General features: G+C 62.2%; 26 protein-coding genes. 10 read left to right on the top strand and 16 right to left on the bottom strand.

All coding sequences use genetic code 11. From position 1 onward, the window contains the following. Positions 1–47: 47 nt before the first annotated feature. Complete coding sequence (locus ACSQ16_RS17705; RefSeq protein ID WP_243262104.1) at positions 48–425, bottom strand: hypothetical protein; 378 nt, start codon at positions 423–425, stop codon at positions 48–50. A 155-nt stretch (positions 426–580) separates the two neighbouring features. On the opposite strand from ACSQ16_RS17705, the gene ACSQ16_RS17700 reads away from it, so the two are divergent. Next, entirely contained in the window at positions 581–1231 is a 651-nt protein-coding gene (locus tag ACSQ16_RS17700; RefSeq protein WP_243262105.1) for a carbonic anhydrase, read from the top strand. A gap of 79 nt (positions 1232–1310) precedes the next feature. On the opposite strand, the gene ACSQ16_RS17695 is transcribed toward ACSQ16_RS17700, so the two are convergent. From ACSQ16_RS17695 to ACSQ16_RS17685, 3 genes are all read right to left on the bottom strand, one after another. Then, positions 1311–2333 carry an aspartate-semialdehyde dehydrogenase gene (locus ACSQ16_RS17695; protein WP_067623574.1) on the bottom strand — a complete coding sequence of 341 codons (1023 nt, stop codon included), beginning with the start codon at positions 2331–2333 and terminating at the stop codon, positions 1311–1313. A 108-nt stretch (positions 2334–2441) separates the two neighbouring features. Next, on the bottom strand, positions 2442–3116 hold the full coding sequence (locus tag ACSQ16_RS17690; RefSeq protein ID WP_243263112.1) for a winged helix-turn-helix domain-containing protein: 675 nt from the start codon (positions 3114–3116) through the stop codon (positions 2442–2444). A 1-nt stretch (position 3117) separates the two neighbouring features. Beyond that, positions 3118–3387 (bottom strand): hypothetical protein, encoded by a 270-nt coding sequence (locus tag ACSQ16_RS17685; RefSeq protein WP_394805062.1) that lies wholly within the window; start codon positions 3385–3387, stop codon positions 3118–3120. A gap of 241 nt (positions 3388–3628) precedes the next feature. Between ACSQ16_RS17685 and ACSQ16_RS17680 the strand changes: the two genes are divergently transcribed. The 3 genes from ACSQ16_RS17680 to ACSQ16_RS17670 all read left to right on the top strand — a co-directional run bounded on the left by ACSQ16_RS17680 (position 3629) and on the right by ACSQ16_RS17670 (position 6129). After that, entirely contained in the window at positions 3629–4186 is a 558-nt protein-coding gene (locus tag ACSQ16_RS17680) for a hypothetical protein (protein ID WP_243262107.1), read from the top strand. A gap of 124 nt (positions 4187–4310) precedes the next feature. Then, positions 4311–4940: a ribonuclease HII gene (locus tag ACSQ16_RS17675; RefSeq protein ID WP_243262108.1), complete on the top strand. Its 630-nt coding sequence runs from the start codon at positions 4311–4313 to the stop codon at positions 4938–4940. A gap of 88 nt (positions 4941–5028) precedes the next feature. Continuing rightward, complete coding sequence (locus ACSQ16_RS17670; RefSeq protein ID WP_243262110.1) at positions 5029–6129, top strand: site-specific DNA-methyltransferase; 1101 nt, start codon at positions 5029–5031, stop codon at positions 6127–6129. 337 nt (positions 6130–6466) lie between these two features. Here the strand turns inward: ACSQ16_RS17670 and ACSQ16_RS17665 are convergent, their stop codons facing one another. Beyond that, positions 6467–7615: an alkane 1-monooxygenase gene (locus ACSQ16_RS17665; protein WP_243262111.1), complete on the bottom strand. Its 1149-nt coding sequence runs from the start codon at positions 7613–7615 to the stop codon at positions 6467–6469. 66 nt (positions 7616–7681) lie between these two features. After that, positions 7682–8746: an A/G-specific adenine glycosylase gene (gene mutY / locus ACSQ16_RS17660; RefSeq protein ID WP_243262113.1), complete on the bottom strand. Its 1065-nt coding sequence runs from the start codon at positions 8744–8746 to the stop codon at positions 7682–7684. 82 nt (positions 8747–8828) lie between these two features. Between mutY and ACSQ16_RS17655 the strand changes: the two genes are divergently transcribed. The 3 genes from ACSQ16_RS17655 to ACSQ16_RS17645 are packed head-to-tail and all read left to right on the top strand — an operon-like array spanning position 8829 to position 11196. Beyond that, on the top strand, positions 8829–9338 hold the full coding sequence (locus ACSQ16_RS17655; RefSeq protein WP_243262115.1) for a DUF721 domain-containing protein: 510 nt from the start codon (positions 8829–8831) through the stop codon (positions 9336–9338). Positions 9339–9391: 53 nt separating this feature from the next. Continuing rightward, positions 9392–10078 carry a DsbA family protein gene (locus ACSQ16_RS17650; RefSeq protein WP_243262116.1) on the top strand — a complete coding sequence of 229 codons (687 nt, stop codon included), beginning with the start codon at positions 9392–9394 and terminating at the stop codon, positions 10076–10078. Next, on the top strand, positions 10078–11196 hold the full coding sequence (locus tag ACSQ16_RS17645; protein ID WP_243262117.1) for a CaiB/BaiF CoA transferase family protein: 1119 nt from the start codon (positions 10078–10080) through the stop codon (positions 11194–11196). The genes ACSQ16_RS17650 and ACSQ16_RS17645 overlap by 1 nt, the downstream gene beginning before the upstream one ends. Here ACSQ16_RS17645 and lpxK read toward each other — a convergent pair. The 6 genes from lpxK to ACSQ16_RS17615 form a co-directional block, all read right to left on the bottom strand. Then, positions 11193–12179 (bottom strand): tetraacyldisaccharide 4'-kinase, encoded by a 987-nt coding sequence (gene lpxK / locus ACSQ16_RS17640; RefSeq protein ID WP_243262118.1) that lies wholly within the window; start codon positions 12177–12179, stop codon positions 11193–11195. The genes ACSQ16_RS17645 and lpxK overlap by 4 nt on opposite strands. Then, on the bottom strand, positions 12166–13410 hold the full coding sequence (locus tag ACSQ16_RS17635) for a 3-deoxy-D-manno-octulosonic acid transferase (protein WP_243262119.1): 1245 nt from the start codon (positions 13408–13410) through the stop codon (positions 12166–12168). Before ACSQ16_RS17635 ends, lpxK begins: the two co-directional genes overlap by 14 nt. 6 nt (positions 13411–13416) lie before the next feature. Next, positions 13417–13659: a DUF4170 domain-containing protein gene (locus ACSQ16_RS17630; protein ID WP_067262181.1), complete on the bottom strand. Its 243-nt coding sequence runs from the start codon at positions 13657–13659 to the stop codon at positions 13417–13419. 63 nt (positions 13660–13722) lie between these two features. After that, positions 13723–14499, bottom strand: coding sequence for a 3'(2'),5'-bisphosphate nucleotidase CysQ (locus ACSQ16_RS17625; RefSeq protein ID WP_243263113.1), 777 nt, complete (start codon positions 14497–14499; stop codon positions 13723–13725). Beyond that, the gene (locus ACSQ16_RS17620; RefSeq protein ID WP_243262121.1) at positions 14492–15838 is read right to left on the bottom strand and encodes a TldD/PmbA family protein; all 1347 of its coding nucleotides are present in this window, start codon (positions 15836–15838) and stop codon (positions 14492–14494) included. The genes ACSQ16_RS17625 and ACSQ16_RS17620 overlap by 8 nt, the downstream gene beginning before the upstream one ends. A gap of 110 nt (positions 15839–15948) precedes the next feature. Beyond that, positions 15949–17478, bottom strand: coding sequence for a DUF2125 domain-containing protein (locus ACSQ16_RS17615; protein ID WP_243262122.1), 1530 nt, complete (start codon positions 17476–17478; stop codon positions 15949–15951). A gap of 142 nt (positions 17479–17620) precedes the next feature. On the opposite strand from ACSQ16_RS17615, the gene ACSQ16_RS17610 reads away from it, so the two are divergent. The 3 genes from ACSQ16_RS17610 to ACSQ16_RS17600 are packed head-to-tail and all read left to right on the top strand — an operon-like array spanning position 17621 to position 20186. Continuing rightward, positions 17621–18370: an SDR family oxidoreductase gene (locus ACSQ16_RS17610; RefSeq protein WP_243262123.1), complete on the top strand. Its 750-nt coding sequence runs from the start codon at positions 17621–17623 to the stop codon at positions 18368–18370. After that, the gene (locus ACSQ16_RS17605; RefSeq protein ID WP_243262125.1) at positions 18367–19011 is read left to right on the top strand and encodes an enoyl-CoA hydratase/isomerase family protein; all 645 of its coding nucleotides are present in this window, start codon (positions 18367–18369) and stop codon (positions 19009–19011) included. The genes ACSQ16_RS17610 and ACSQ16_RS17605 overlap by 4 nt, the downstream gene beginning before the upstream one ends. After that, on the top strand, positions 19008–20186 hold the full coding sequence (locus ACSQ16_RS17600) for a TIGR03862 family flavoprotein (protein ID WP_243262126.1): 1179 nt from the start codon (positions 19008–19010) through the stop codon (positions 20184–20186). The genes ACSQ16_RS17605 and ACSQ16_RS17600 overlap by 4 nt, the downstream gene beginning before the upstream one ends. Here ACSQ16_RS17600 and ACSQ16_RS17595 read toward each other — a convergent pair. From ACSQ16_RS17595 to leuS, 4 genes are read right to left on the bottom strand one after another with little or no spacing between them, the layout of a single operon-like run. Then, positions 20183–20776, bottom strand: a complete 594-nt coding sequence (locus tag ACSQ16_RS17595) for a glutathione S-transferase family protein (protein ID WP_243262127.1) — start codon at positions 20774–20776, stop codon at positions 20183–20185. The two genes, ACSQ16_RS17600 and ACSQ16_RS17595, sit on opposite strands and share 4 nt — an antisense overlap. 19 nt (positions 20777–20795) lie before the next feature. Beyond that, complete coding sequence (holA, locus tag ACSQ16_RS17590) at positions 20796–21794, bottom strand: DNA polymerase III subunit delta (protein ID WP_243262128.1); 999 nt, start codon at positions 21792–21794, stop codon at positions 20796–20798. Beyond that, positions 21791–22291, bottom strand: a complete 501-nt coding sequence (gene lptE, locus ACSQ16_RS17585) for an LPS assembly lipoprotein LptE (RefSeq protein ID WP_243262129.1) — start codon at positions 22289–22291, stop codon at positions 21791–21793. The genes holA and lptE overlap by 4 nt, the downstream gene beginning before the upstream one ends. After that, entirely contained in the window at positions 22278–24824 is a 2547-nt protein-coding gene (gene leuS, locus ACSQ16_RS17580; protein WP_317405627.1) for a leucine--tRNA ligase, read from the bottom strand. Before leuS ends, lptE begins: the two co-directional genes overlap by 14 nt. Positions 24825–24834: the final 10 nt, after the last annotated feature.

Here is a 24834-nt window from a genome sequence, read left to right as displayed (position 1 = left end):
TCTGGATTTGCGCGCAGCCTACTCTTTCCATCGCCACCCGCAAGCGATCAGATCGTGAGGTCTGGCAAGTCCCAGATCGCAGTCAGCGACCGTTCCCCGCTGCGGATCAAGCGCGACAGCGTGGCGGCGGTGGCGATGTCATCCTTGGCATCAATACAGGCTATAACATCGGCCGCCACCTGCGAGACCAATGCCATGCCAATCTGCTCGGCAATGGCGATCAGACGATGCACGCTTTTGCGCAGCCCGGCGCGGTCTTGGCTCTGGTGCAGACTTTTGCAATGGGACATCCGCAAAGCCAATTCCTCCGACGCGCGACAGACGACATCTTCGGCCCCCACTTCTCCGAGTTGCGTGTAGAGCAGCCCAAGACAGTCTTGATCGACACGGATTTGTTCCATCGGGCGTATTTGCACAAGTTGCATCGTTGTCATCCTTCAATCAGCCCCCACGGCCATGTCGCAACATCACGCAAGATGGTGTGCAAAGGGTTGCGATGGTGGAGTCTTTTCTCTCGAATTCGTATGGTATTTGCGCTATCTGCGCTGAAACCGCTTCATGCATTAAGGGACGTTTACACATGGACAAGGCCAAGGCTCTGCCGTCGTATCTGTTGCAACGCTATCAAGGGTGGAAGGCGACCGGCTATGCCGAGAACCAGACATGGTACCGCCGATTGGCCGCTGAGGGGCAGCGCCCGCGCGCGATGGTGATCTCCTGCTGCGACAGCCGCGTGCATGTGACCTCGATCTTTGGCGCCGATCAAGGCGAGTTCTTCATTCACCGCAATATCGCCAACCTCGTCCCGCCCTATGAGCCGGATGGCAAACAGCACGGTACCTCGGCGGCGGTGGAATATGCCGTCAACGCGCTGAAGGTCGCGCATCTGATTGTGCTGGGCCATTCCAGCTGCGGTGGCGTCGCGGGGTGTATCCAGATGTGCAAAGGCAACGCGCCCGAGCTTGAGAACCAAGACAGTTTCGTGGGCCGCTGGATGGACCTGCTGCGCCCGAAATACGAGACGGTAGAAAAGGTCGAAGACGCGGCGGAGCAGCAGCTTTTGCTGGAGCGTCAGGCCGTGCTGACCTCGCTTGAGAACCTGATGACCTTCCCGTGGATCAAGGAAAAGGTCGAAGATGGCACGCTGAGCCTGCACGGCCTGTGGACGGACATCGGCGAGGGCAGCTTGGAATATTACGACGCCAAGGCAAAGACATTCGAGCCGGTTTGAGCCCATCGCAGATGCATGAGGCAGAGACGAAAAAGGGGGCCGTTTGGCCCCCTTTCTTATTCAGAACTGCGGCTGAACCTCAGCCTTTTTTCAGTACTTCGCGGCCCAGCAGTTCGGCGATCTGTACGGCGTTCAGGGCGGCACCCTTGCGCAGGTTGTCGCTGACGCACCACAGGTTGATGCCGTTGTCGATGGTGCTGTCCTGACGGATGCGGCTGATAAAGGTGGCGAAGTCACCCACGCATTCCACCGGCGTGACGTAGCCGCCGTCTTCGCGCTTGTCGATCACCATGAGACCCGGCGCTTCGCGCAGGATGTCGCGGGCTTCGGCTTCGTCGAGGTGGTCTTCGAATTCGATGTTGATCGATTCCGCATGGCCCACGAATACCGGCACACGCACGCAGGTCGCGGTGACTTTGATCGACGGGTCGACGATCTTTTTGGTCTCGGCGACCATCTTCCATTCTTCCTTGGTCGAGCCGTCTTCGAGGAAGACGTCGATATGCGGAATCACGTTGAATGCGATCTGCTTGGTGAACTTGCTGGCGGGCTTGTCATCGGTCGGGTTGTAGATGCTTTTGGTCTGATCCCAAAGCTCATCAATGCCTTCCTTGCCCGCGCCGGAAACCGACTGGTACGTCGAGACGACGACGCGCTTGATCTTGGCGCGGTCGTGCAGCGGCTTCAGCGCCACGACCATCTGCGCGGTCGAGCAGTTGGGGTTGGCGATGATGTTTTTCTTGGAATAGCCGTGCACGTCCTGCGGATTCACCTCGGGCACGATCAGCGGCACGTCTTGGTCATAGCGGTAAAGCGACGAGTTATCGATCACCACGCAGCCCGCCTTCGCAGCGGCGGGGGCGTATTTCTTGGTCGCTTCGGAGCCCACGGCAAAGAGCGCCATGTCCCAGCCAGTGAAGTCGAAAGTGTCGAGGTCTTTGGTCTTGAGGGTCTTGTCCCCAAAGCTGATTTCCGAACCCAGCGAACGGCGGCTGGCCAGGGCCACGATCTCGTCCACGGGGAACTGACGTTCCGCGAGGATGTTCAACATTTCACGGCCCACATTGCCTGTGGCACCGACGACGGCGACGCGATAACCCATCTGATTACTCCAGTCTGTCCAATTAAATTTGACGCCATTTAACGTGCCTGCGGGGCATTGGCTAGGGCCAGCCGCGCGCAGACCGGGCAGGGCGCCGCTCTGCCGGGGTTAAAGAACCTTGATGACGTCCTTGTTGATCGCCAGCATATAGCCACGCCGGGCGATGTTTTTGACCAGCAGTTCCGACACCAATTGATTGCCTAATGTGTCGCGCAAACGTTTGATCCGCGTGGCCCCGGCGGCCTCATCGCAATCGGCGGGGCTGCGGCCAGAGATCATGCCCTCGATCTCGGAGCCTGACAGTACGTCGTCATCCATCCGCGCTTCGGCGAGAACTGACATCGTCTCCATCGCCGCTGCGGTCAGTTTGAATCCGAGGTTATTAAGGTAAACGGTGTTTTCTTCGCGGCTGATCAGCAATGAGTTCACCTGAATGCCCGTCCGCTCGATCTGCGCCATGCGACGGTTGAAGCCGACGAGCATGATCAGAAACACCATCGCCGCGATCAGCATCGCGCTGGCAAAGACCAGCAAGACCACGATCACAATGCGATAGCTGGCCAATGTCTCGGAAAATGCGGTGCCGGACTGGGCGAGGATTTCGAGCAGCTTGATCTCGGCTTGGGTGGTCAGATCGTCATTTTCGATAAAAATCCGCTCAACCCGCGCGTTAAAGGCATTGGCATCGGGCAGCGCCCAAAGCAGCAACGCCGCCCCGGCCAGCAACACCAGCACGACGGCGGCAATGCCACCGCCTACGAAACGCCCGCCAAATCTGCGCATGTCAGAAGCGGAGGTAGAATGTTCCTGCACTGTCTTTCCTTTGATCCAGACCTTCGTCGCCGAATACGGAGAGGATATTCAACAATGTCCAGCCCTCCGCCGCAAGTCGTGGCGTGAGTTCGGCCTTGGCGCCGGCGGCATCGCAGGCATCATTAATCTGCGCCACCCCATAATGGAGGCGCAGCGGATTGTCTTGCTTGGCCTTATAATCGGCATAGCAGCCAGCCGTTGCCATCGCGGGCAGGGCCACAGTGACCGCCAGCGCGGTCATCAGGGTGAAACATGCGTTTTTCATACATTTTTAATGCGCGTTTGCCCGCTGATATTCAATAACTAAGGTGTTTTCGGCCTCTTGTTATTCGATAACGACCCCCTGTTATTGCCTGTCTTTGGCCCTCTCCCCAATTTGCTGGCATCAACAGACACGAAAACTCAGACACGGCCCCCGAGCGTTGGCCGCAGACGACAAAGGGCGCAGGACACCGCGCCGATAACAAGAAGGGACCAGACCCATGTACCGCAAGTTCATTGCTACCATCGCCGCTCTGTCGGTTGCCATCACCGCTTTTGGTGCCCGCGACGCCGCTGCCGATGAAAAGGAAGTGCTGCGCACCCTCGCCGCGATTGCGGGCGTCGCGATCGTGGGCAAGATGATCTACGACAATAACAAAGAGCGCAAAGAACGCGAGACCGTGACCCGCCGTCGTGCCGCCCCGGTTTATGAAGCGCCACGCTATTACCCCACGGTTTCCGAGCGGCCCCGTTTGCGCCCCTATGTTGATCGGCGCCCGCAGCCCCGTCGCACTGCCCGGACATCGCCCAAGCGCGAAGTGCGCCCCCTGCCTGAGCGGGTGGATCGCAAGCTGCTGCCGCAGCAGTGCTTCCGCAGCTTTAACGGCGAAGACGGCAAGGTGATGATGTTTGGCGAACCCTGCCTTGAAAAGAATTACGCCCAAGTCGACCGTCTGCCCAACTATTGCGCCAAGCGCGTGAAGACGGCGGACGGCGCGCGCTACGGCTATGATGCCCGCTGCCTGCGCGACTCGGGTTACAGCTTGGCCCGTCGGTAACACCGGCGTGCCTTGACCGAGCGGCACGTCCCTGTCGCTCGGGTGTTGAAAGGGGGGGTGTTCGGGCGCTTCCCCTTTCTCTTTTTTGTTGCACCTTTTCGGCGCATGCGGTTTCACCGCCTCCATGATACCAGACTTTGAATTTGAACGCGGCGCGGCTGCCCGCGGCTTTCGCACCATCGCCGGGGTGGACGAAGTAGGTCGCGGCCCGCTGGCCGGTCCCGTCACAGCCGCTGCCGTGGTCTTTACCGAAGGGCAGATCCCCGAGGGGCTGAACGATTCTAAAAAGCTGACCGCCCGCGCCCGAGAGCGGCTCTATGATGAGATCATGTCGGTGGCCGTGGTTTGCGTGGCCCATGCTACCGTCGAAGAGATCGAAGAACACAACATCTTGCGTGCCAGCCATCTGGCGATGACCCGCGCACTCGCCGGATTGGCCTGCGTGGCGGACTACGCATTGATCGACGGTAATATGCTTCCGCGCGATCTGAGCCTTCCGGCGCAACCTGTGGTGAAGGGTGACGCCCGCTGTCTGTCGATCTCAGCCGCCTCTATCGTTGCCAAAACCGTGCGCGATAACCTCATGGTGGATTTAGCGCAACAGCATCCCGGCTATGGCTGGGAAACCAATATGGGCTACGGATCGAAAAGCCACATGGCTGCCCTCCGGGATCTTGGTGTGACCCCACACCATAGACGTTTGTTCAAACCCGTACACAATATCTTGTATCAAGCCAATTTGTTAACCGATTGATTCAAAAAAGAAATTGACCACGAATCGTTGATGGCCCATTTTATCCACAACCAATGAGCGCTTAAGCGCCGGGTAATGAGGCAGAGATATGAAAACGATGACAAAGGGCGCTGCGGCGCTTCCCTTGAACACTATTGTTGCGGGCGATTGCATTGAGGCAATGAACGCCCTCCCAGCAGAGTCGGTGGATCTGATCTTCGCGGATCCGCCCTACAACTTGCAGTTGCGGGGTGATTTGCATCGCCCGGACAACTCCAAGGTCGATGCAGTTGATGACGAATGGGACCAATTCGCCAGCTTCAAAGCCTATGACGATTTCACCCGCGCTTGGCTGAAAGCCGCGCGGCGTTTGCTGAAACCCGATGGCGCGATCTGGGTGATCGGCAGCTATCACAACATCTTCCGTGTCGGCGCGGCATTGCAGGATCAAGGTTTCTGGATCCTCAACGATGTGGTTTGGCGCAAGTCCAACCCCATGCCGAACTTCCGCGGCAAGCGCTTTACCAACGCCCATGAAACGATGATCTGGGCAGGTAAGAGCGAGAACAGCAAATATACTTTCAACTACGAAGCGCTGAAGGCGCTGAACGAAGGCATCCAGATGCGCAGCGATTGGGTGCTGCCGATCTGCACCGGCCATGAGCGTCTGAAGGACGAAGCAGGCGACAAGGCACATCCGACGCAAAAGCCCGAAAGCCTGCTGCACCGCATTCTCGTAGGCTCGACCAACCCCGGCGATGTGATTCTCGATCCGTTCTTTGGCACCGGCACCACCGGCGCTGTCGCCAAGATGCTGGGCCGTGATTTTATTGGCATTGAGCGCGAGGAATCTTACCGCAAGGTTGCCGAAAAACGCATCTCGATGGTGCGCAAATTCGACAACGAAGCGCTGCAAACCACCACCTCCAAACGTGCCGAGCCGCGTGTGCCTTTCGGCCAGTTGGTCGAGCGCGGCATGCTGCGCCCGGGCGAGAACCTCTATTCTATGAATGGCCGGCATAAGGCCAAGGTCCGTGCCGATGGCACCCTGATCGGCAGCGATGTCAAAGGGTCGATCCATCAGGTGGGCGCGGCCTATGAGAAAGCGCCAAGCTGCAATGGCTGGACCTATTGGTGCTACAAGAAAGACGGCAAGAATGTCCCCATCGACATTCTACGTCAGCAGATCAGAGCCGAAATGGCCAACTGATCCACCCACAGACATTCGAACACCGCCGGCACCCGTGGCCCCTCTGCGTGAGGGGCAGCCACACGGGTGCCTACCTTGACCCCGCTCCATGGCGGGGTTTTTTTGTTGGATCGGCCTAATGCAACCGCCCTTTTCGCGCCTGAAAGTCCCGCAGTGCGGCGGTCAGGTAGCGGGCGTCGAACTCAGAGTTAGAGCACCGCGGCAGAGGCCGCCTTCTCCCAAATGATAGGGGAGGACCAATTCTTTAGCTTAATGACGGGTGTCTACGTGCCAGTCGACGCAGGCCAGCTCAAACGCGAAATTCGCGCAATACCACTCCACTGGTAACAATCGCAGCCTAAAGCCGGGGTAGGGGATTGCTGGCCTTGTTGTAGGCTTTCCAGTCGGTGATCTCAGGGTAGTACATTTCGCGCCATTTGCGCACGCGGGGGTTCATGATGCGCCGCCACAGCGGGGGCAGCATCGCGGCCATTGTCATTACCGGATAGCCATAGGGCAGCTGTGGCGCGTCGCCGGTGCCGTAGGTCTGCAAGACCGGGAAACGTCGGTCGGGTTTGTAGTGGTGATCGGAATGGCGTTGCAGGTTGATCAGCAGCCAGTTTGACGCTTTATGCGCCGCGTTCCACGAGTGGCGTGGCTGGACGTGCTCATATTTCCCGCCGCCCAGATGCTTGCGTGTGAGCCCGTAGTGTTCGATGTAATTGACCAGCTCCAGCTGCCATATCGCGACCCCAGCCTGCACGAGGAACAGACCGAGCCCGCTCCAACCGCCCAAGACCAGCGCCAGCAACAAGAAGGTGGCTTGCAGCGCCCAGTATTTGAAAAACGGATTGGCCGGATCGGTCCAAGGCAGCCCCTTGCGCGCCAGCATGTTTTTCTCCGCTTGGAAGGCCGAGGTCAGCGACTCGCGCAGCACGCGGGGGTAGAAGCGGTGGAATCCTTCGTTATAACGCGCCGTTACCGTGTCGCGCGGGGTGCCGACATGGCGGTGGTGCACCAGCAAGTGCTCGGATCGAAAATGCGAATAGAGCACCATCGCCAGCAATGTGTCCGCCAATAGGCGTTCGGTCTTGTTCCGCTGGTGCATCAGCTCATGGCTATAGTTGATGCCGATGGTGCCGGTGATCACGCCAACGCCGAAGAAAAGGAATATCCGCTCTGCCGTGTCTAGATGTCCGGCGCGGGTGGCATAGTAGATCAGTCCGAAAACAGTGAGAAATTGCAGCGGCGCCCAGATCAGCGTGACAAGGCGGTACCAATAGAGGTCATCTTCGGTGGCCTCTAGGTCCGCGTTGTCGAGGTTCAGCCCCAGCACCGCGTCGAGCATTGAAAACAGATACCACGTGACCAGCGGCAGGAGCGCAATGGTCCAGCCGCCCTGCATGGCACAGAACCACGCCAGCGGGATCAGCAACAGCGACATCCAGAATGGCAGCGCCCGCGACAGGCGAGCGAGGTCTTGTGGAGAGATAATCCGGTTTGCCATGGGTCACCTTGCTGTTTCGCGCCAGATATACCGCAGTTCAGTCGGCGCTCAAAGCCTGACGCGGCGCTAGCGCGTCAGGTCGAAGGCTTTGCGCATTACGGTAGGCAGATCACTGGGGCTGAATTGATTTTGGCCGATGAACTCGCCGTTTCGGGGCGCGGTATCATGGCCGACCCGCGCGTGCTGCACCGTCAACATCAGATGGAAATGGGTAAAGGTATGGCGCACCTCGCCGGGCAGGGGCTGCCAATCGGCGGCCAGCGGCGGCGTGCCTTCGGGGCGCGGCTCGGATGCGTCTACCCAGTCGGAGCCGGGCCAGCCAAGCATGCCGCCGAGCAGCCCCTTATCGGGCCGCGTCTCTAACAACCAAGCACCGTCCTCGCGCTGCGCCAGATAGACCGTGCCGTGCCGCACCGGTTTCGGCTTTTTTGGGGTCTTCTTAGGCAAAAGCGCCGCCGTGCCTTCCGCCCGCGCAGCGCAGGGATCACGCCACGGGCAGATACCGCAGGCGGGGGACTTTGGCGTGCAGATTGTAGCGCCCAGATCCATCACCGCTTGGGCATAGTCTCCGGGCCGGTCCTGCGGGGTTAGCGCGACGGCCCGCGCCATCAGCTCGGGCTTCGCAGCGGGCAGGGGCGTGTGGATGTCATAGACCCGCGCCATCACCCGCTCGACATTGCCATCAAGCACCGCATGGGGCAGATCGAACGCGATGGAAGAAATCGCCGCCGCCGTATAAGGTCCGATCCCCGGCAATCTCAGCAGCGCGTCGTGATCCGCCGGGAAGCTGCCGCCATGCTCGGCCACCACCGCACGCGCGCATTTCAACAGATTGCGGGCGCGGGCGTAATAGCCAAGGCCCGCCCATTCGGCCATCACATCGGCATCCTCGGCGGCGGCAAGGGCGGCGACATCCGGCCAGCGGGCGGTGAACCGCGTGAAATAGTCCTTTACCGTGGCCACGGTGGTCTGCTGCAACATGACCTCGCTCAGCCAGATGCGGTAGGGATCGGGCGTGACACCTGCCATCCGGTCGTGCGGCGGCACCCGCCACGGCAGGGCGCGGGCGTGGGTGTCGTACCATTCCAGCAGGATCGGCGGCAGCTTGCTGACGGATGTCTTCTCACGCAATGTTTAGGCCTTTCCACAGGGCAGGGGCTGGTGACGCTGGGGCAAATGGTTATGTATGTCAGCACATTCGGGAAACAAAGCCATGCCGCCACGTCGTACAACTACAAAAGGGTTTAAACGCACCGACAGCCTGCTCTCGCAGCAGATTCGCAAGGCAAGCGAGACCCGTGGCTTTGCGCAATCGCGTCTGTTGACCCATTGGACCGAGATCGTGGGCGAAGCGACCGCCGCCATCTCACGCCCGGTTGAGGTCAGCTATGGCCGCAAGGAAGGCATCGGTGCCACGCTGACCTTGCTGACCACCGGGGCCAATGCGCCCATGCTCGAGATGCAAAAAGAGCAACTGCGCGCGCGGGTCAACGCGGTCTACGGCTACAACGCCATCGCGCGGGTGCGGATCACCCAGACAGCGGCGACAGGCTTTGCCGAAGGGCAAGTGGCGTTTGATCATAAACCCAAGCGCGAAAAGACCGCTCCGAGCCCTGCATTGCAACGCAAAGCAGCCGAAGCCGCTCAGCCCGTGGCCGACGAAGGGCTGCGCGCAGCCCTTGCACGTCTGGGCGAGAACATATTGAACAAGAACCAAAGCTGACCAACCTAAAGCTGACCAACCTAAAGCTGACGTAACAGACAAAGGAACATCTCATGAATCGCAGAAACGTAATCCTTGGCGGTCTCGCCACACTCGGCGTCGGTGGCTGGTTTGCCGCAAGCAGCTTCGGCTCCTCCCCCCTTGGCAGCACCGCGCTGACACCTTTCGTTGGGGCCGCGAACGCGCAAACGACCGAAGCCGATGTGGATACCTCAGGCATCACCGAGATGGTCATGGGCGATGAAAACGCGCCGGTGACGATGATCGAATACGCCTCCTTCACCTGCCCGCATTGTGCGACCTTCCACAACGATACCTTCAAAAAGCTGAAGGCCGATTACATCGACAGCGGCAAGGTCAAGTTCATCTACCGCGAAGTCTATTTCGACCGCTACGGTCTCTGGGCCTCCATGGTGGCGCGCTGCGGCGGTCAGGAGAAGTTCTTTGGCATCGCCGACTTGATCTACAAATCGCAAAGCGAATGGACCCGCGCGGGCGAACCTGCCGCCATCGTCGACGAGCTGCGCAAGATTGGCCGTCTGGCTGGCCTTGACAACGAGACGTTGGACGAATGCCTGAAAGACGGTGAAAAAGCCGAGGCGCTGGTGGCATGGTACACCGAGAACTCCAAAGAGGATGACATTTCAAGCACACCGAGCTTTGTCATCGACGGCAAAAAACACTCCAACATGTCCTATGCTGACATGAAGGAAATCCTCGACGAAGCGCTGGCTGGCTAATGACCGCCCCGCTTGCAGGACTGAAAGTCGTCGAATTGGCGCGTGTTCTGGCCGGCCCTTGGGCCGGTCAGACACTGTCGGACCTCGGATGCGAGGTGATCAAAGTGGAAAGCCCGGCGGGGGATGACACCCGCCAATGGGGCCCGCCCTTCGTCACCCGGGACGAGGATGTTACCGCCTCCTATTTCCATTCGACGAACCGGGGCAAAGCCTCCGTCACCGTCGATTTCCGCACTGAGGAAGGTCAGGCGCAGGTCAAAGAACTTTTGGCCGATGCGGATATTCTGATCGAGAATTTCAAGACCGGGGGATTAGCGAAATACGGGTTGGATTATGCCAGCCTGTCTGCGCAATTTCCCAAGCTGATCTATTGTTCGATCACGGGTTTCGGCCAAACTGGCCCTTACGCTCATCGCGCGGGCTATGATTTCATCATCCAAGGCATGTCTGGCCTGATGTCGATCACCGGGGAGCCGGACGGCCAGCCGCAGAAATCCGGCATGGCGATCACCGATATCTTTACCGGGGTCTATGCCAGTACCGCGATTCTGGCGGCGGTTCATCAGCGTCACCAAACCGGCGTGGGCCAGCATATCGACATGGCCCTGCTCGATTGCGCCGTGGCGATCACCGGCAATCAGGCGATGAACTATCTCACCACCGGCAAGGCGCCGACGCGGATGGGCAACGCGCATCCCAATCTGACGCCCTATGAGGTGTTTGAGTGTTCCGACGGCCATCTCATCATCGCCACGGGCAATGACGGGCAATATCAGCGCCTGTGTCAGTTGCTGGGGCTGGATGACATGGCCACCGCGCCCGAGTACCTCAAGAATGCCGACCGTGTCGCCAACCGGCCCGAGATGATCCGCCGCCTGACCGGGGCGACCCGTCTGCGCAGCCGCGATGATCTTTTGGCGGCGTGCGAAGCGCATGGCGTGCCCGCCGGGCCGATCAACGACATGGCCGATGTCATGGCCGATCCGCAGGTCGTGGCGCGGGGCATGCAGATCGAACTCGACGGTGTGCCGGGGCTGCGGTCGCCTTTCACCTTTTCAGGGGCCGAGCTTTCGCTGCACCGGCCCGCGCCGAAATTGGGCGAAGACAATAAGGCCTAAGGCGGTGGCAGCCTGTCCAGCGCTGTATGCAGCGCATTGCCTTCGGGCAGGGACAGGCGCACCGGCAGGGTCAGCACCTTTGCGCGGAACTCCATCGGCAGGCGCACCGCGTCTTTCTCGGTAGTGACGAGCTGCGCCCCGCGCATCGCGGCCTCGGTCTTTAGCCGCAGCATCAGTCGTGGCGTCAGTGGCTGGTGATCCTCCAGCGCCTCGGCGTGGAGGATCGTGGCCCCCAGCCCGCGCAGCGTGGCGAAAAACTTCTCAGGGTGGCCGATGCCTGCAAAGGCGAGCACTTGGGAATCCGACCAATCCATTCCGGTTTGCAGTGGGGCGAGTTCGGCGCGCGCGTGGGGGAGATCGGTCTTTGGCAGCCTTTCTGCAAAAGCTGCCTGCGCTGCGTCAGCCCCAATCGACAACAGTAAGTCAGCCCGCGCCAGCCCCGCCGCGACAGGCTCGCGCAACGGCCCGGCAGGCAGGCAGAGGCCGTTGCCAAACCCTTTGACCGCGTCCACCACGACGATGCTCAGATCCTGCACCAGCGCGGGGTTCTGAAAACCGTCATCCAGCACCACCACCGTGGCCCCCGCCGCCTCTGCCGCCCGCGCACCGGCTGCACGATCACGGGCCACCCAAACATCGGCGAATGCGGCGAGCAGCAGCGGCTCGTCGCCCACTTCATTCGCGCTGTGCTGTACGGGGTCAACCCGCACCGGCCCCTCCAGCGTGCCGCCATAGCCGCGTGAGACGACATGCGGGCGGTGGCCGCGCTCCAGCAGGTATTGCAGCACCGCCATCACCGTGGGCGTCTTGCCGGTGCCGCCCGCGTTGATATTGCCGACGCAGATCACCGGGATGCCCAAGCGCAGCGGCGTGCCGCTGGCCAGCCGCCGCGCGGTGGCCGCAGCATAAAGCACGCCTAACGGTTGCAGCAACCGTGCACGCCAGTCGGGGCGGGGCAGGTGCCAGAAATCAGGCGCGCGCATGGGATGCTCCCGCCTGTTCGTCGAGCCGGTCCTGCACCATTTCAATCACCCTATCGGCCAGTTCGGCCCCTTCGCTGATCACGTCCCAGCCCGCATGGGCCATGGTGGCGGCCTGATCCGGCGCGATCAACCGCGACACCGCGTTGCCAAGGGCGCCCGCGTCGTTGACGATCCGCGCCGCGCCTGCTGTCGCCAGCCGCCCGTAGGAGGGTAGGAAGTTCCTCACCTTGGGGCCGTAGAGCACCGCCGAGCCAAGCGCCGCCGCCTCAAAGGGATCGCAGCCGCCGTGGCCCGAGACCAGCGAAGACCCGAGGAAGGACACCGGAGCCACCCGAAAGAACAGCCCCCGATCGCCCGGATCGTCCGCCACCATGACCTGCGTCGTCTCGTCAGGGTAGGGGTCATCGCCCCATCGCACCGTGGTGAAGCCGCGCGCACGGGCGCGATCATAGGCGATATCGGCGGTCGGGTAGTCATGGGTGTGCAAGATGAGCAGCAACCGATGCGACAGGCGCAGTGCTTGGCGATGGGCGGTGAGTATGACCGGTATCTCTTCGGCCAGCACCTGCGTCGCATACCAGACCGGACGCCCGACCAGACAGGCCGACATATCCGCCAGATCCGATTCCGCGCAGCGCAGCGCCTGACCGCCGCCCAGCAGCGGCGATGTCACCTCTCCCTTGCTGCGCGGCAGGCCCAGTTGCACGAGACGGCGCAGCACGGCGGGGGAGCGGGCCAGCACCTGTTCGAAAGCCCCTAGCAACTGCCGCGTCACATCAGGCAGCCAGCGGTCCCGTCGGCCATCGAAACCGGCGCTGTCGGCGTCGATCATCATCATGGGGCAGCCGCGCTCTGCGGTTTCCAACACGAGGTTGGGCCTCAGCCCGCCCCATGTCCACAGGCAGAAATCGGGCCGCCAGTGGTCAAGGAACCGCGCGACATTGTCGGGGTGTTCGCCGGGGGCAGGGAAGATGAACAGATCGCGCGTGTCGCAGATTGGCAGGTCTTGCGCAGCCGCGCTTTCCGAAAGGGTGACCAGCACCGCGACCCGGTCGCGCATCGCCATGAACCGTTTGGCAAGGTCAAGCACGGCCAGCACGTTGCCCGCCTCGGCGGCATGCATCCAGACCAGCTCCCCTTTGGGGCGGGGGGCATAGGGCGGTGCGTCTTCGGCCCCGCCGCGGCGCACGAGGGCGCGATAGGCTGCAAGCCCCAGCGACCGCGCCGCCATGGTGGTTTATTCCAGCTCTTCGGTGGGTGAGGCCGAGGTCTCTTCGTCGCGCAGGCGGTGCAGATGGGCGATGTAATAGCGCATATGCGCGTTATCCACGGTCCGGTGCGCTTCGGATTTCCATGCGTCATAGGCGCTGGCGTAGTTGGGGAAGATCCCGACGATATGGATGTCGTCGACGTTCTTGAACGCGTTCTTGGTCGGATCGACAAGTTCGCCACCGAAAACAAGGTGCAGGCGTTGGGTCATGGAGCTGTCCTTTGATCTGTCAAAGCTGCGGTGCTGCGCATAGTGCCTAGCAGATGGGGCCGGTCACGCAAGGGCGTCAATCAGCGCGCGCTGCACCATTGGGCCACCCGCCACGATGCCATCGACACGCGGGTCCGGGTTGTTGAACCTAAGCGGCGCGCCCTTGGTGGTGGCGCAGGTGCCGCCCGCCTCGGCCACGATCAGCGTCCCTGCGGCGATGTCCCATTCCCATGTACGGCGCAGGGTGATCATCGCGTCAAAAGACGCATCGGCCACAAGCGCCATGCGGTAGGCAAGCGAGGGACGGTAGCTGCGTTTGAACACAGGCGGTGCGCCGCCGTGCCAGCGTTCGGCCACCAGCGCGGGGCGGGCGGCAAGTACAGTCGCCTCGGCCAGATCGCTCACCTCGGAGGTACGGATCGGCGTGCCGTTCAGCGTGGCCCCACCGCCCCGGCTGGCAGCATAGAGCATGTCGCGCATCGGCAGGTAGACCACCGCCGCCGTGACCTGACCCGCCTCGGCAATCGCCAGCGAATGCGCCCATGTGTCGGAGCCTTCGACGAAACTGCGGGTGCCGTCGATCGGGTCGATGATAAAGACCCGTTCATGCCCCAGCCGTTCGGTATTGTCCTCGGTCTCCTCCGACAGCCAGCCATAGCCGGGCCGTGCGCCGCGCAGTTCCGCGAGCAACAGATCGTTCACCGCCAGATCGGCCTCGGTTACCGGTCCTGCGTTATCGGGCTTGTCCCAGCGTTTGGCCGTGGCCCCGACAAAGCCGCGCGCGACCGCACCCGCCTTGCGGGCCGCGTCGATTAAAAGGGCGAGGTCATCCTCAGGCACCGGCAAGGGTCATTCCCGGCACCAGCAGCGAGGGCACAACGCGGCTCAGATGGGTGCGTGCATCATTGGCGGGGATCATCGCCCGCAGCATGTCGCGCAGATTGCCCGCGATGGTGCATTCGTTGATCGCATGGGTGATCTCGCCATTCTCGACCCAGAGGCCCGAGGCCCCACGCGAATAGTCGCCCGTGTTGGGGTTGATCGTGCTGCCGATCATCGAGGTCACCAAAAGCCCCGTGCCCATCTCAGCGATCAGATCGTCGCGGCTGGCCTGCCCTTGGGTCAGCGCGATGTTCCAGTTGGAGGGCTGAGGGCCAGAGCCGGGGCCCCGCGCGGCGTTGCCGGTGGGGGTAAGCTCCAGCTTGCGGGCCGTGGCAAGGTCGAGCGTCCAGCCTTGCAGGATGCCTTTTTCAACGATGGCCCGTTGCTGGGTCGGCAACCCTTCGGCATCGAAAGGACGTGAGCCGGTGGCACGGATGCGGGACGGGTCTTCGATCAGGGACAGACCTTCGGGCAGCACCTGCTCCCCCATCGCATCGCGCAGGAAGGACGCCCCGCGCGAAATCGCCTGACCGTTGATCGCGCCCAGCAGATGCCCGATCAGCGACGCGGCGATGCGTTCGTCGAACAGCACCGGATAGCTGCCGGTCGGTGGTTTGCGCGCACCCAGCCGCGCCAGCGCGCGTTCGCCTGCACGTGCACCGATGTCCCCGGCATCCCGCAGGTCAGCCTGAAAGATGCGGCTGTCGCCGTCGTAATCCCGCTCCATCCCCGTGCCGCTGCCGGCGATGGCGACACAGGACAGCCCGCGTTCGCTGCGGGCGTAGCCGCCCTCGAAGCCGTTGGTCGCGGCGAGGTAAATCTCTTGCGCGCCATAGCCTGCGCCCGCCGATTGCACCTGACTGACGCCTTTCACGGCCAGCGCGGCGGCTTCGGCGCGGGCGGCGTCATCTTGCAGGGTTTCGGGGGAGGGTTCGGGCGTTGGATCGCAAAGCTCCAGCCCTTCGGCATCGCGGCGGGCAGAGAGTTGATCGGGATCGGCCAGCCCGGAATAGGGGTCTTCGGGTGCTTCGCGAGCCATGGCAACAGCGCGTTCGGCCATTTCATCAATCGTGCGCGACGATGTGTCAGAGGCCGAAACATTGGCCGAGCGGTGCCCGACGAAAACCCGCAGACCGATGTCCGTCCCCTCGGAGCGCTCCGCCTGTTCCAGCGCCCCGCCGCGCACCTCGATCGAGACAGAGCTTGCCGTGATCGCCATTGCATCGGCCGCATCCGCACCGGCCTTGGTGGCCGCCTGCAAAAGGGACTTGGTCAATGCATCAAGGGCTTCTGGCATGGTTTGGCTCCGCTTGGGTTGCAAAAGGGGTAATCCCCCGCCCCGCAGGGGGCAAGGGCAACGCTGTATTTCCCCAGTTGAGAGAGCGCGGGAAAGCCAGCGCTGTGGGGTTATTTGATTTGCTGACCATTGGCGAGGATGCCGCCGTCTTCGGTAAATTCAATCTTTGAGGTCAAGGAATCTTCGCCGTCGCCCGGTACGGTAAAGAGACCCATCATCATCCGCGCGCCCATTGCCTGCTCTTGTGGGACCAGACCCATGGTCACCAATTTATCGAGCAATGTCACGCCGCCGATCAGCGACAGGTCCAGCGAGCCGACGGGTTGGGGCATGCCGGGGGCGCCGCTCATGCCGTCGTTGTCGAATGTGATGGCGCCCGTCGCGTCGAATTCAGCGCCAGCAAGGTCAAGGGTGACCTCATTCACGGTCAACTCGTGAATCTCTGCCGGTGCCTGATCGCCCATGGTGGATGCGACTTCGGGGTCCAGCAATTCAAACAGCATCTTGGCCTTGCCCGAAATATCGACGACCAATGTCGCCGGATCGCGGGGCAGTTGGCCGGTGGGGTCAAAGATGCCCCAAATCATGTCCGACATTTCAAAACTGTCGAGCGTGACGCCGAAGGCGAAGTCTTGCGGCTCGTCAGTCACCATGATCGGCATCTTCATGTCAAAGGCGCTTTCGGCCATGCTGAACTGGATTGGGAAGGGCATGTCAGCGGCGGTGACATTGACATCGATGTCCTGCTGGCCGCCCTTATAGGCGAGCCCCTCTGGCCCCATGCTGACACCCAGCTTCGCGCCCGAAGAACTGCTGATCAGGCCGAAGTCGCCATTTTCTGGGTCTGAAACTTCCATCTCGGTGCTGCCCGCCCCAGCGGTAAAGCTGCCGTCAAAGGTCAGGCCTGCGCGCATCATCGCGGCCATATCCGAACCCGCGTCGATCATCGGCAATGCGCCGCTGCCGTCAAACACAACCTGTGCCAAACCACCGTTCATCGCGACGCGCGCCGGGTCATCGGGGGTCTTCATCACTACGTCATATGTCAGGTTGTAGATGCGGCCCGATTGCTCATAGCTGCGCGTCTCGGTGCCGCTCATTTCAGTCCGGCTGCTGACGCCGGTCCCGGTTAGGCTGAACTTGGCCTGCTCTTCAGTGTAGCTTTGCTCGCCAACCTTCAGACCCGCCAGCGTGAGCGAGATCGTGTCGGCGGCATAGTTATATTGCAGCGCATCAGGGCTGCCGCTGGCGCGCATTACCGGGGCGGTCTGGGTGTAGTTTAGCACCATCGACACCGGCTCATCCTCGGGTGTTTCGGGGGCTACGTTGATGGTCATCGGCATCACATCAGGCATAAGGATGTTAACCGCGCCGTCGCTCTCTTGCTCAAAGTTCAGCGTGCCGAGGGACATGGAGAAATCGCCGCCGTCTTCGGCCATGTCCATTTTCAGGGTCACGTCGCTTACGGTAAGGTCATCCCCTTCCGTGGCCTCTTGGGCTTCGACCTGATAGCCCATGCGCTCCATATATTGGCGCCAGTCGCCCCAGACTTCTGCCGGGGTCAGATCGGCCCAAAGGGTCGTCGATGCCAGCGTAACCGGGAGGGAGAGAAACAGCGATGCTGTGGGAATGCGGGACATCAGAAAATCCTTTTCGGCAATGAGTTAGGCGCAGAGTCTGCCATTCCCTGCGCAGGGTCAAGCCACGCGAGGCTGGACCCTGATTGATCGGCGGATTACCACAGCACTTAAGCAATGACAAAGTTAGCGGAAGGATCATCACATGGATATGACAGGCAAGACGATCATGATTACCGGCGCCAGCCGGGGCATCGGCGCTGCGGCCGCGCGTGTCTTTGCCAAAGCGGGCGGCAATGTGGCCCTGCTTGCACGCAGTCAGGATGCCATCGCCGATTTGGCGGGGGAGTTGGGCAAACAGGCCATCGCCATCCCTTGCGATGTGACCCGCTATAACGAGATGTCCTCGGCGGTGGAAACAACCCGGCAGGCATTTGGCGGGCTGGATGTCTTGATCAACAACGCAGGCGTCATCGACCCGATCTCACCTTTGGCCGAAGCCGAGCCGACCGAGTGGGCCAAGGCCGTCGACATCAATGTGACCGGCGTCTTCCATGGGATGCGTGCAGCCCTTCCGGTGATGAAAGACGGGGGCGGCGGCACGATCCTCACGATCTCTTCCGGGGCGGCCCACGGTCCGGTCGAGGCATGGAGCCACTACTGCGCCTCCAAGGCCGCGGCGAATATGCTGACCCAATGCCTGCACCACGAAGAGGGCGGCAATGGCATCCGCGCCATCGGCCTGTCACCCGGCACGGTCGCGACCGACATGCAGCGCGACATCAAACAAAGCGGCGTAAACCCGGTAAGCCAGCTTGACTGGGACGTACATATCCCCGCCGATTGGCCTGCGCGGGCTCTGCTGTGGATGTGTGGCCCCGAAGCGGATCGTTTCTTGGGCGATGAGATTTCCCTGCGGGACGAAGACATCCGCAAGGCGGTGGGCCTCATATGATCGAGCTCGACCGCGCAGGCGACATCTGGACCATCACGGTCAACCGCCCCGACAAGGCCAATTCCCTGACCCATGCCATGCTGGTCGAACTGGCCGAGATTATGGAAGCGGCGCAGACCGCCCGCGCGGTAATCCTCACGGGGCGTGGCAAGGTGTTCAGCGCCGGGGCCGATCTTGACGAGGCCCGCGCGGGACTTGCCAAATCGGATGTTTGGGAACGTCTCTCGGGCGCGGTGGCGGCCTTGCCGGGGCTGAGCATCGCCGCCCTTAACGGCACGCTGGCGGGTGGTGCGATGGGCATGGCGCTGGCCTGCGATCTGCGCATCGCGGTGCCGGGGGCGAAGTTTTTCTATCCGGTGATGAAGCTCGGTTTTCTGCCGCAGCCTTCGGACCCGGCACGGATGGCGGCGCTCATCGGCCCTGCGCGAACCAAGCTGATGTTGATGGGCGGGCAAAAGATCACGGCGGAAGAAGCGCTGGCCTTTGGCCTGATCGACCGCATCGTTGAAGGGGACGACCTGCTTACCCACGCCGCCCAGCTCGCCGCTGATACACTTGCAGCACCTGCCGAGATCGCCAGCGGCATCAAAGAAATGTGCGCGCCAGAGGGCGGCGTCTTCGACCCGCAGACCCGTCGATGAAGAGCGCGCTGGTTATCGGAGGCGGCCCCGCCGGGTTGATGGCGGCAGAGGTCATGGTGAATGCAGGGCTGTCGGTGACGCTCTGTGAAGCAAAACCCTCGGTTGGGCGGAAGTTTCTAATGGCGGGCAAATCCGGGCTGAACTTGACCAAGGCAGAGCCGTTCGACCCGTTCCTCGCAGCCTTTCAGGAGGCAAGCCCCGCCCTGCGTCCGATACTTAAGGCGTTTGATGGCCAAGCGGTGCAGGATTGGGCTGAAGGGCTCGGGCAAGAGGTCTTTACCGGCTCAACCGGACGCGTGTTTCCCCGCGCAATGAAAGCTTCCCCTTTGCTGCGCGCTTGGCTGGCGCAGCTGGCCGAGCGTGGGGTGACGATCAACACCCGCTGGCAGTGGCAGGGCTGGGACGGGGATGCCTTGGGCTTTGATACGCCGGGTGGCCGGGAAGTGGTCGATCCCGATGTGACCGTGCTAGCCCTTGGCGGTGCAAGTTGGCGGCGGCTTGGCGCAACGGGGGCATGGGCGCCTCTTCTCGCGGAGCGCGGGGTGGCCCTGCGGGATTTCGCCCCGGCCAATGTCGGGCTGCTGGTCGATTGGTCGCCGCATATGACCCGCCATTTCGGCGCGGCGCTAAAGGGGGGGGCATGGTCTGCCGGCCCCTACCACTCTCGCGGGGAGGCGGTGATCTCAGCCAAAGGGCTGGAGGGTGGTGGCATCTATTCCGTCTCGCGCGGGCTGCGTGAAGGACATGGGCTGGCGCTTGATCTGTTGCCGGACTTGCAGGTTGGCGACGTGGCGGCGCGTCTGGCGAAACCGCGCGGCAAGGACAGTCAGGCGAACCACCTGCGCAAGCGGTTAAAACTGACCCCCGCACAGATTGCGCTGCTCCAAGAAATGGCGCGCCCGCTGCCGCAGGATGCCGAAGCTCTGGCCGCCTTGCTAAAGAACCTGCACATCGCCCACGCCGGATTGCGCCCCATGGATGAGGCGATTTCGACGGCGGGGGGCATTCGGCTCGACGCGCTTGACGACGGGCTGATGCTGCGCGAGGTGCCGGGCGTCTTTGCCGCCGGGGAAATGCTGGATTGGGAAGCGCCCACGGGCGGCTATCTGATCAACGGTTGTCTAGCGACCGGCCATTGGGCGGGCCGCCATGCTGTGGAATGGGCGCGGCGTTAACCATTTTCCTTGGCCATCGCCGCGACGAAAGCGGGGCGTTCGCGTAGGGATTTGGCCCAGAGGTTCAGCCTGTCATCCACACGCGGGAATTTCGCGCCGATGGACCAGTTGATGCAATGTACCGCCAGCAGGTCGGGGACGGTGATCTGATCGCCCATGAGAAACGGTCCCTCAAGGCGGTCGGAGAGCGCATTGGCCGCGCGTTCGAACTCGGCCTTTAGGCTGTCTTTGATTGCTGGCACACGCGCTTCTTCGGGGAAAATAAAGCTGTGTTTCGCAGCCGCCCAAAGCACGGCGTCGAATTCGTCAATCAGCCAAAAGGTCATCGCATCCTGCCGCGCGCGTTCGGGCGTGCCTGCGGGGGCAGTCAGCGCGCCGTGCTTGTCGGCCAGATAGGTCATGATCGCGAGGGAATCGGTCAGCACCTCATCGCCGTCCACAAGCGCGGGGATCTTGCCCGAAGGGTTGTATTTGCGCGCCTCCTCCGAACGGGGTGCTGCGGGGTTCAACGTGTAGGGTTGGCCCAATTCTTCGAGCATCCACATAACGCGAAACGCGCGGGACTTGGTGCCGCCGATGACTGTATACATTGAATTTCCTCTCCCAAAATCAACGTTGTGCGCCCAGCATTGCCAGACGGATAAAGGCCCGCTCAACCAATGCCAGCGCCGGGGCGTGCTGCCCGGCAGAGCGCAGCTTGAGGTCGGTCTCGGTCAGCACCGCAAGCGCCGTTTCCAGCTTCACCGCGCCCCAGTTGCGCGCCTGCCGCATCGCGCGGTCGCGGTCGCGCACACCATAGATCGGCGCACCGGGGTTGGCGGCGATGCGGTAGAGAGTGCGGAAATGCCGGGTCGCCATGATGGTCAGCGTCACCGGGTTCACGCCTTGGCCTTGCAGCTTGCTCATCACCGGGCCGATTTCGGCGGCGCGGGTCTCGGCGACCACATGCAGGATGTCGTCCACCTCGGCCTCGGTTGAGGTGGGGGCGCAGGCGGCGATGTCTTCCAGCCCGATGGGGCTGCTGTCGCCCAGTTTGTAGAGCGTGATCTTCTCTAGCGTTTGGCGGAAATCACCCGGATCAAGCGTGCGGGCCAGATCGCTGAGCGCGGCCATCGCGTCGGCCTCGGGGGTGAGGCCAGCTTCCTTCAGCATCTGTTCGATCTCGGCCCGGTCGGGCGGGTTGTCATAGATCGCGGTGGCATAGGCATTGGGATGGCTCTCGAAGGCCTTGAGCACCTTGGAGGTCTTTTTCAGGTCGCCTGCGGTGACGATGATCTGCGCGTCACCCGGTTGCCAGTCTTTCAGCGCGTCGAGCAGGATTTTAGCGATATTGTCATTGGCCTCTTCCACCAGCGCGGCACGCGGGCCGGGGAAGAACCCGACGGCCTTGATCGCGTCCAACAGCATCGCCGGATCGCGGCGCAATTCGCCTGCGGGCATCCGGCTGAGGCGCATTTCCTCTTCGGCATTGGCGCCGAGCAGGTTTTTCAGGAATTCCTGCCGTTTCAGCGCCACGCGCATGGCATCGCTGCCGTAGATCAAAAGCCCCGTCCGCGCAGGATCAGGCCGCGCGAAATAGGGTTTCGCCTCGCGCGGGGTGAGCTTCATTGCGGCAGGTCAGCCGCATAAAGGCGGCTCACGACGAGGTCAGCCAGAATCACCATCAGGCGTTCCTGCGCGTCCAACTCGGCGGCGCGGGTGGCGACGGTGGTGCCGGTGGCGGAATAGCCGGTGAAGCTTTCGACCTTGCCCGAGGTCACGATCTGCCCGCTGTCGAGGTCGCGCAGGGCGTAAGAGGTGGTGCCAAGCAGGTTATAACGCCGAGTGTTGCCTTCGCTGTCGATGGCCAGCCCGTCTTCGGTTGTGGTGGTGGTCAGCGCCAGCCCCCAGCGGGGCGTGGCCGCGCGGCCCAAACGGCTTTCCACTTCGCGCACCAGAAAATAGCCAAAGCGGTCTTCGGGCACATCGACCAGCACGCGGTTTTGCAGGGCCGTGCCCGCGCCGCCGGGGCCATAGACCGGGTCAAACCCGCAGGCGGCGAGCGCCAACAGGGGAAGGGCCAGCAGGAAGCGGCGGCGCATATGAGTGGGCTTAGGCAACGACATTCACAATCCGTCCGGGCACGACGATGACCTTTTTCGGTGTGGCCCCGTCCAGCGTTCGAATGACAGCTTCATGCGCCAGCGCGATTTTTTCAACCTCTTCCTTCGGCATGTCGGCGGGCACCTGAATTTCTGCCCGGCGTTTGCCGTTGATCTGGATCGGCAGGGTCACGGTGTCATCGACCAGCATCTTCTCATCGGCCTTGGGCCATGGGGCCTTGGTGATCAGCCCTTCGCCGCCTTGATGCGCCCAGATGTCTTCGGCCAAGTGCGGGGTCATCGGCGACATCAACTGCGCCAGCGTCATGATCGCTTCGCGCTGCGCGGCATAGCCTGCCTTGGATTTCTGCAAAGTGGCGGTGAAGGCATAGAGCTTGGCAATCGCCGCGTTGAAGCCGAAGGATTCCACGCCCATCGTCACGTCATGGATCGTCTTGTGCATGGCGCGCAGCAGATCATCATCGCCGGTGCCGGTTGCATCGCGGTCCATTTCGCTCACGCGGTCGCAGATGTTCCACACGCGCGACAGGTGCTTGTAAGACGCCTCGGCGCCGCTGGCGGTCCATTCCACGTCCCGCTCAGGGGGCGAATCGCTTAGCACGAACCAACGCGCGGTGTCGGCGCCGTAGTTCGAGATGATGTGCAGCGGGTCGACGACGTTTTTCTTAGACTTCGACATTTTGGCGGAGGGGATGATCTCAACCTCGGTGCCGTCGCTGAGTTTGCCCTCGGTCACCTCTTCGGGGAGGTGATAGACCGGGCGGCCATTGGCGTCGCGGGTCTGGTAGATCTCATGTGTCACCATGCCTTGGGTAAAGAGCGCGTCGAAGGGCTCCACCGCGCTTTCGGGCAGGTGGCCGGTGATCTGCATCGCACGGGCAAAGAAGCGCGAGTAAAGCAGGTGCAGGATCGCGTGTTCGATGCCGCCGATATATTGATCGACGTTCATCCAATATTGCGCGTCTTCCATGACGGTCGGCGTCTCCGCGCGCGGCGCGGTGAAGCGGGCGAAATACCACGAGCTGTCGACGAAGGTGTCCATCGTGTCGGTCTCGCGCAGGGCGTCCTTGCCGCAGGCGGGGCAGGCGCAGTTGCGCCATGTCGGGTGGCGGTCAAGCGGGTTGCCGGGGGTGTCAAAGGTGACATCGTAGGGCAGCTCGATCGGCAGGTTCTCTTTCTTTTCGGGCACCACGCCGCAGTCATCGCAATGAACGACCGGGATCGGGCAGCCCCAGTAGCGCTGACGCGAGAGGCCCCAGTCCCGCAGACGGTATTTGGTGACGCCGTGGCCGATGCCGTTCTCCTCGCAAAAGGCGATGGCGGCGTCGACGGCGTCTTCGCCGGTCTGCCACTGGTCGCCCGCGAAGCCACGGTTGTAGAACACCTTTTCGGTCTTCGGCGGGACGAAAGCGGCGTCCAGCTCTGGCGAGGCATCCTCGGACGGCAGGAAGGTCGAGATGATCGGCAGGTCGTATTTCGTGGCGAACTCGAAGTCGCGCGGGTCGTGGCCGGGGCAGCCGAAAATCGCGCCGGTGCCATAATCCATCAGGATGAAGTTGGCGATATAGACCGGCAATTCATGCGCCGTGTCAAAGGGATGGCGCACGCGGATGCCGGTGTCATAGCCCAGCTTCTCGGCGGTTTCGATGGCTTCCTCGGTGGTGCCGCCCTTGCGGCATTCGGCACAGAAGGCGGCGACGGCTTCGTCGTCCCGCTCCAGCGTCTTGGCGAGCGGATGGTCGGGCGAGATGCCGACGAAGGAGGCACCCAGCAGTGTGTCGGGGCGGGTGGTATAGACCTCGATCCGGTCAAAACCCTCGGGCGCTTCGATGGTCGAGAAGGCAAACTGCAGCCCGCGCGATTTGCCGATCCAGTTGGCCTGCATCAGTTTGACCTTGGCGGGCCAGTTGTCGAGACTGTCGAGGGCAGAGAGCAACTCTTCGGAATGGTCGGAGATCTTGAAGAACCACTGCGTCAGCTCGCGCCGCTCCACCGGCGCGCCAGAGCGCCAGCCGCAGCCGTTCTCGACCTGCTCGTTGGCCAGCACGGTCATATCGACCGGGTCCCAGTTCACCACGGCGTTCTTGCGGTAGACCAGACCCTTTTCGAGGAAGTCCAAAAACAGCGCCTGCTGCTGGCCGTAATAACCGGGATGGCAAGTGGCGATCTCGCGGCTCCAGTCAATCGACAGGCCCAGAGGTTTCATCTGCTTCTTCATCTCGGCGATGTTGTCATAGGTCCAATCCGCCGGGTGGCCGCCGATGGCCATGGCGGCGTTTTCGGCGGGCATGCCAAAGGCGTCCCAGCCCATCGGGTGCAGCACGTTATGCCCGGTGGCGATCTTGTAGCGCGCGATCACGTCGCCCATCGTGTAGTTGCGCACATGCCCCATGTGGATGCGGCCCGACGGATAGGGGAACATCTCAAGCACATAGTATTTCGGCTTGTCTGCATTGCGGGTGGCCTGAAAGACGCCATCCTTTTCCCAGGCTTGCTGCCAGCGGGCTTCGATCTCGGCGGGGGTATAGCGGGGCATGACGGGGACC

The organism is Sulfitobacter sp. SH24 (genome assembly GCF_965641895.1).
GTDB classification, from domain to species: Bacteria; Pseudomonadota; Alphaproteobacteria; order Rhodobacterales; family Rhodobacteraceae; genus Sulfitobacter; species Sulfitobacter dubius.
The sequence above is the reverse complement of the archived record's forward strand: the minus strand, read 5'-3'. Positions and strand labels throughout refer to the sequence as shown.

What these genes read in the sequence shown, in the direction of transcription:
- ACSQ16_RS17605 (WP_243262125.1), top strand. Translation starts at nt 18,367, where the DNA reads ATGATCGAGCTCGACCGCGCAGGCGACATCTGGACCATCACGGTCAAC.
- ACSQ16_RS17675 (WP_243262108.1), top strand. Translation starts at nt 4,311, where the DNA reads ATGATACCAGACTTTGAATTTGAACGCGGCGCGGCTGCCCGCGGCTTT.
- lpxK (WP_243262118.1), bottom strand. Translation starts at nt 12,179, where the DNA reads ATGCGCGCGCCTGATTTCTGGCACCTGCCCCGCCCCGACTGGCGTGCA.
- ACSQ16_RS17620 (WP_243262121.1), bottom strand. Translation starts at nt 15,838, where the DNA reads ATGCCAGAAGCCCTTGATGCATTGACCAAGTCCCTTTTGCAGGCGGCC.
- ACSQ16_RS17700 (WP_243262105.1), top strand. Translation starts at nt 581, where the DNA reads ATGGACAAGGCCAAGGCTCTGCCGTCGTATCTGTTGCAACGCTATCAA.
- ACSQ16_RS17600 (WP_243262126.1), top strand. Translation starts at nt 19,008, where the DNA reads ATGAAGAGCGCGCTGGTTATCGGAGGCGGCCCCGCCGGGTTGATGGCG.
- ACSQ16_RS17680 (WP_243262107.1), top strand. Translation starts at nt 3,629, where the DNA reads ATGTACCGCAAGTTCATTGCTACCATCGCCGCTCTGTCGGTTGCCATC.
- lptE (WP_243262129.1), bottom strand. Translation starts at nt 22,291, where the DNA reads ATGTCGTTGCCTAAGCCCACTCATATGCGCCGCCGCTTCCTGCTGGCC.
- ACSQ16_RS17645 (WP_243262117.1), top strand. Translation starts at nt 10,078, where the DNA reads ATGACCGCCCCGCTTGCAGGACTGAAAGTCGTCGAATTGGCGCGTGTT.
- ACSQ16_RS17655 (WP_243262115.1), top strand. Translation starts at nt 8,829, where the DNA reads ATGCCGCCACGTCGTACAACTACAAAAGGGTTTAAACGCACCGACAGC.
- ACSQ16_RS17635 (WP_243262119.1), bottom strand. Translation starts at nt 13,410, where the DNA reads ATGGCGGCGCGGTCGCTGGGGCTTGCAGCCTATCGCGCCCTCGTGCGC.
- ACSQ16_RS17595 (WP_243262127.1), bottom strand. Translation starts at nt 20,776, where the DNA reads ATGTATACAGTCATCGGCGGCACCAAGTCCCGCGCGTTTCGCGTTATG.
- ACSQ16_RS17665 (WP_243262111.1), bottom strand. Translation starts at nt 7,615, where the DNA reads ATGGCAAACCGGATTATCTCTCCACAAGACCTCGCTCGCCTGTCGCGG.
- ACSQ16_RS17695 (WP_067623574.1), bottom strand. Translation starts at nt 2,333, where the DNA reads ATGGGTTATCGCGTCGCCGTCGTCGGTGCCACAGGCAATGTGGGCCGT.
- ACSQ16_RS17630 (WP_067262181.1), bottom strand. Translation starts at nt 13,659, where the DNA reads ATGACCCAACGCCTGCACCTTGTTTTCGGTGGCGAACTTGTCGATCCG.
- ACSQ16_RS17615 (WP_243262122.1), bottom strand. Translation starts at nt 17,478, where the DNA reads ATGTCCCGCATTCCCACAGCATCGCTGTTTCTCTCCCTCCCGGTTACG.
- ACSQ16_RS17650 (WP_243262116.1), top strand. Translation starts at nt 9,392, where the DNA reads ATGAATCGCAGAAACGTAATCCTTGGCGGTCTCGCCACACTCGGCGTC.
- holA (WP_243262128.1), bottom strand. Translation starts at nt 21,794, where the DNA reads ATGAAGCTCACCCCGCGCGAGGCGAAACCCTATTTCGCGCGGCCTGAT.
- leuS (WP_317405627.1), bottom strand. Translation starts at nt 24,824, where the DNA reads ATGCCCCGCTATACCCCCGCCGAGATCGAAGCCCGCTGGCAGCAAGCC.
- ACSQ16_RS17690 (WP_243263112.1), bottom strand. Translation starts at nt 3,116, where the DNA reads ATGCGCAGATTTGGCGGGCGTTTCGTAGGCGGTGGCATTGCCGCCGTC.
- ACSQ16_RS17670 (WP_243262110.1), top strand. Translation starts at nt 5,029, where the DNA reads ATGAAAACGATGACAAAGGGCGCTGCGGCGCTTCCCTTGAACACTATT.
- ACSQ16_RS17705 (WP_243262104.1), bottom strand. Translation starts at nt 425, where the DNA reads ATGCAACTTGTGCAAATACGCCCGATGGAACAAATCCGTGTCGATCAA.
- ACSQ16_RS17610 (WP_243262123.1), top strand. Translation starts at nt 17,621, where the DNA reads ATGGATATGACAGGCAAGACGATCATGATTACCGGCGCCAGCCGGGGC.
- ACSQ16_RS17685 (WP_394805062.1), bottom strand. Translation starts at nt 3,387, where the DNA reads ATGACCGCGCTGGCGGTCACTGTGGCCCTGCCCGCGATGGCAACGGCT.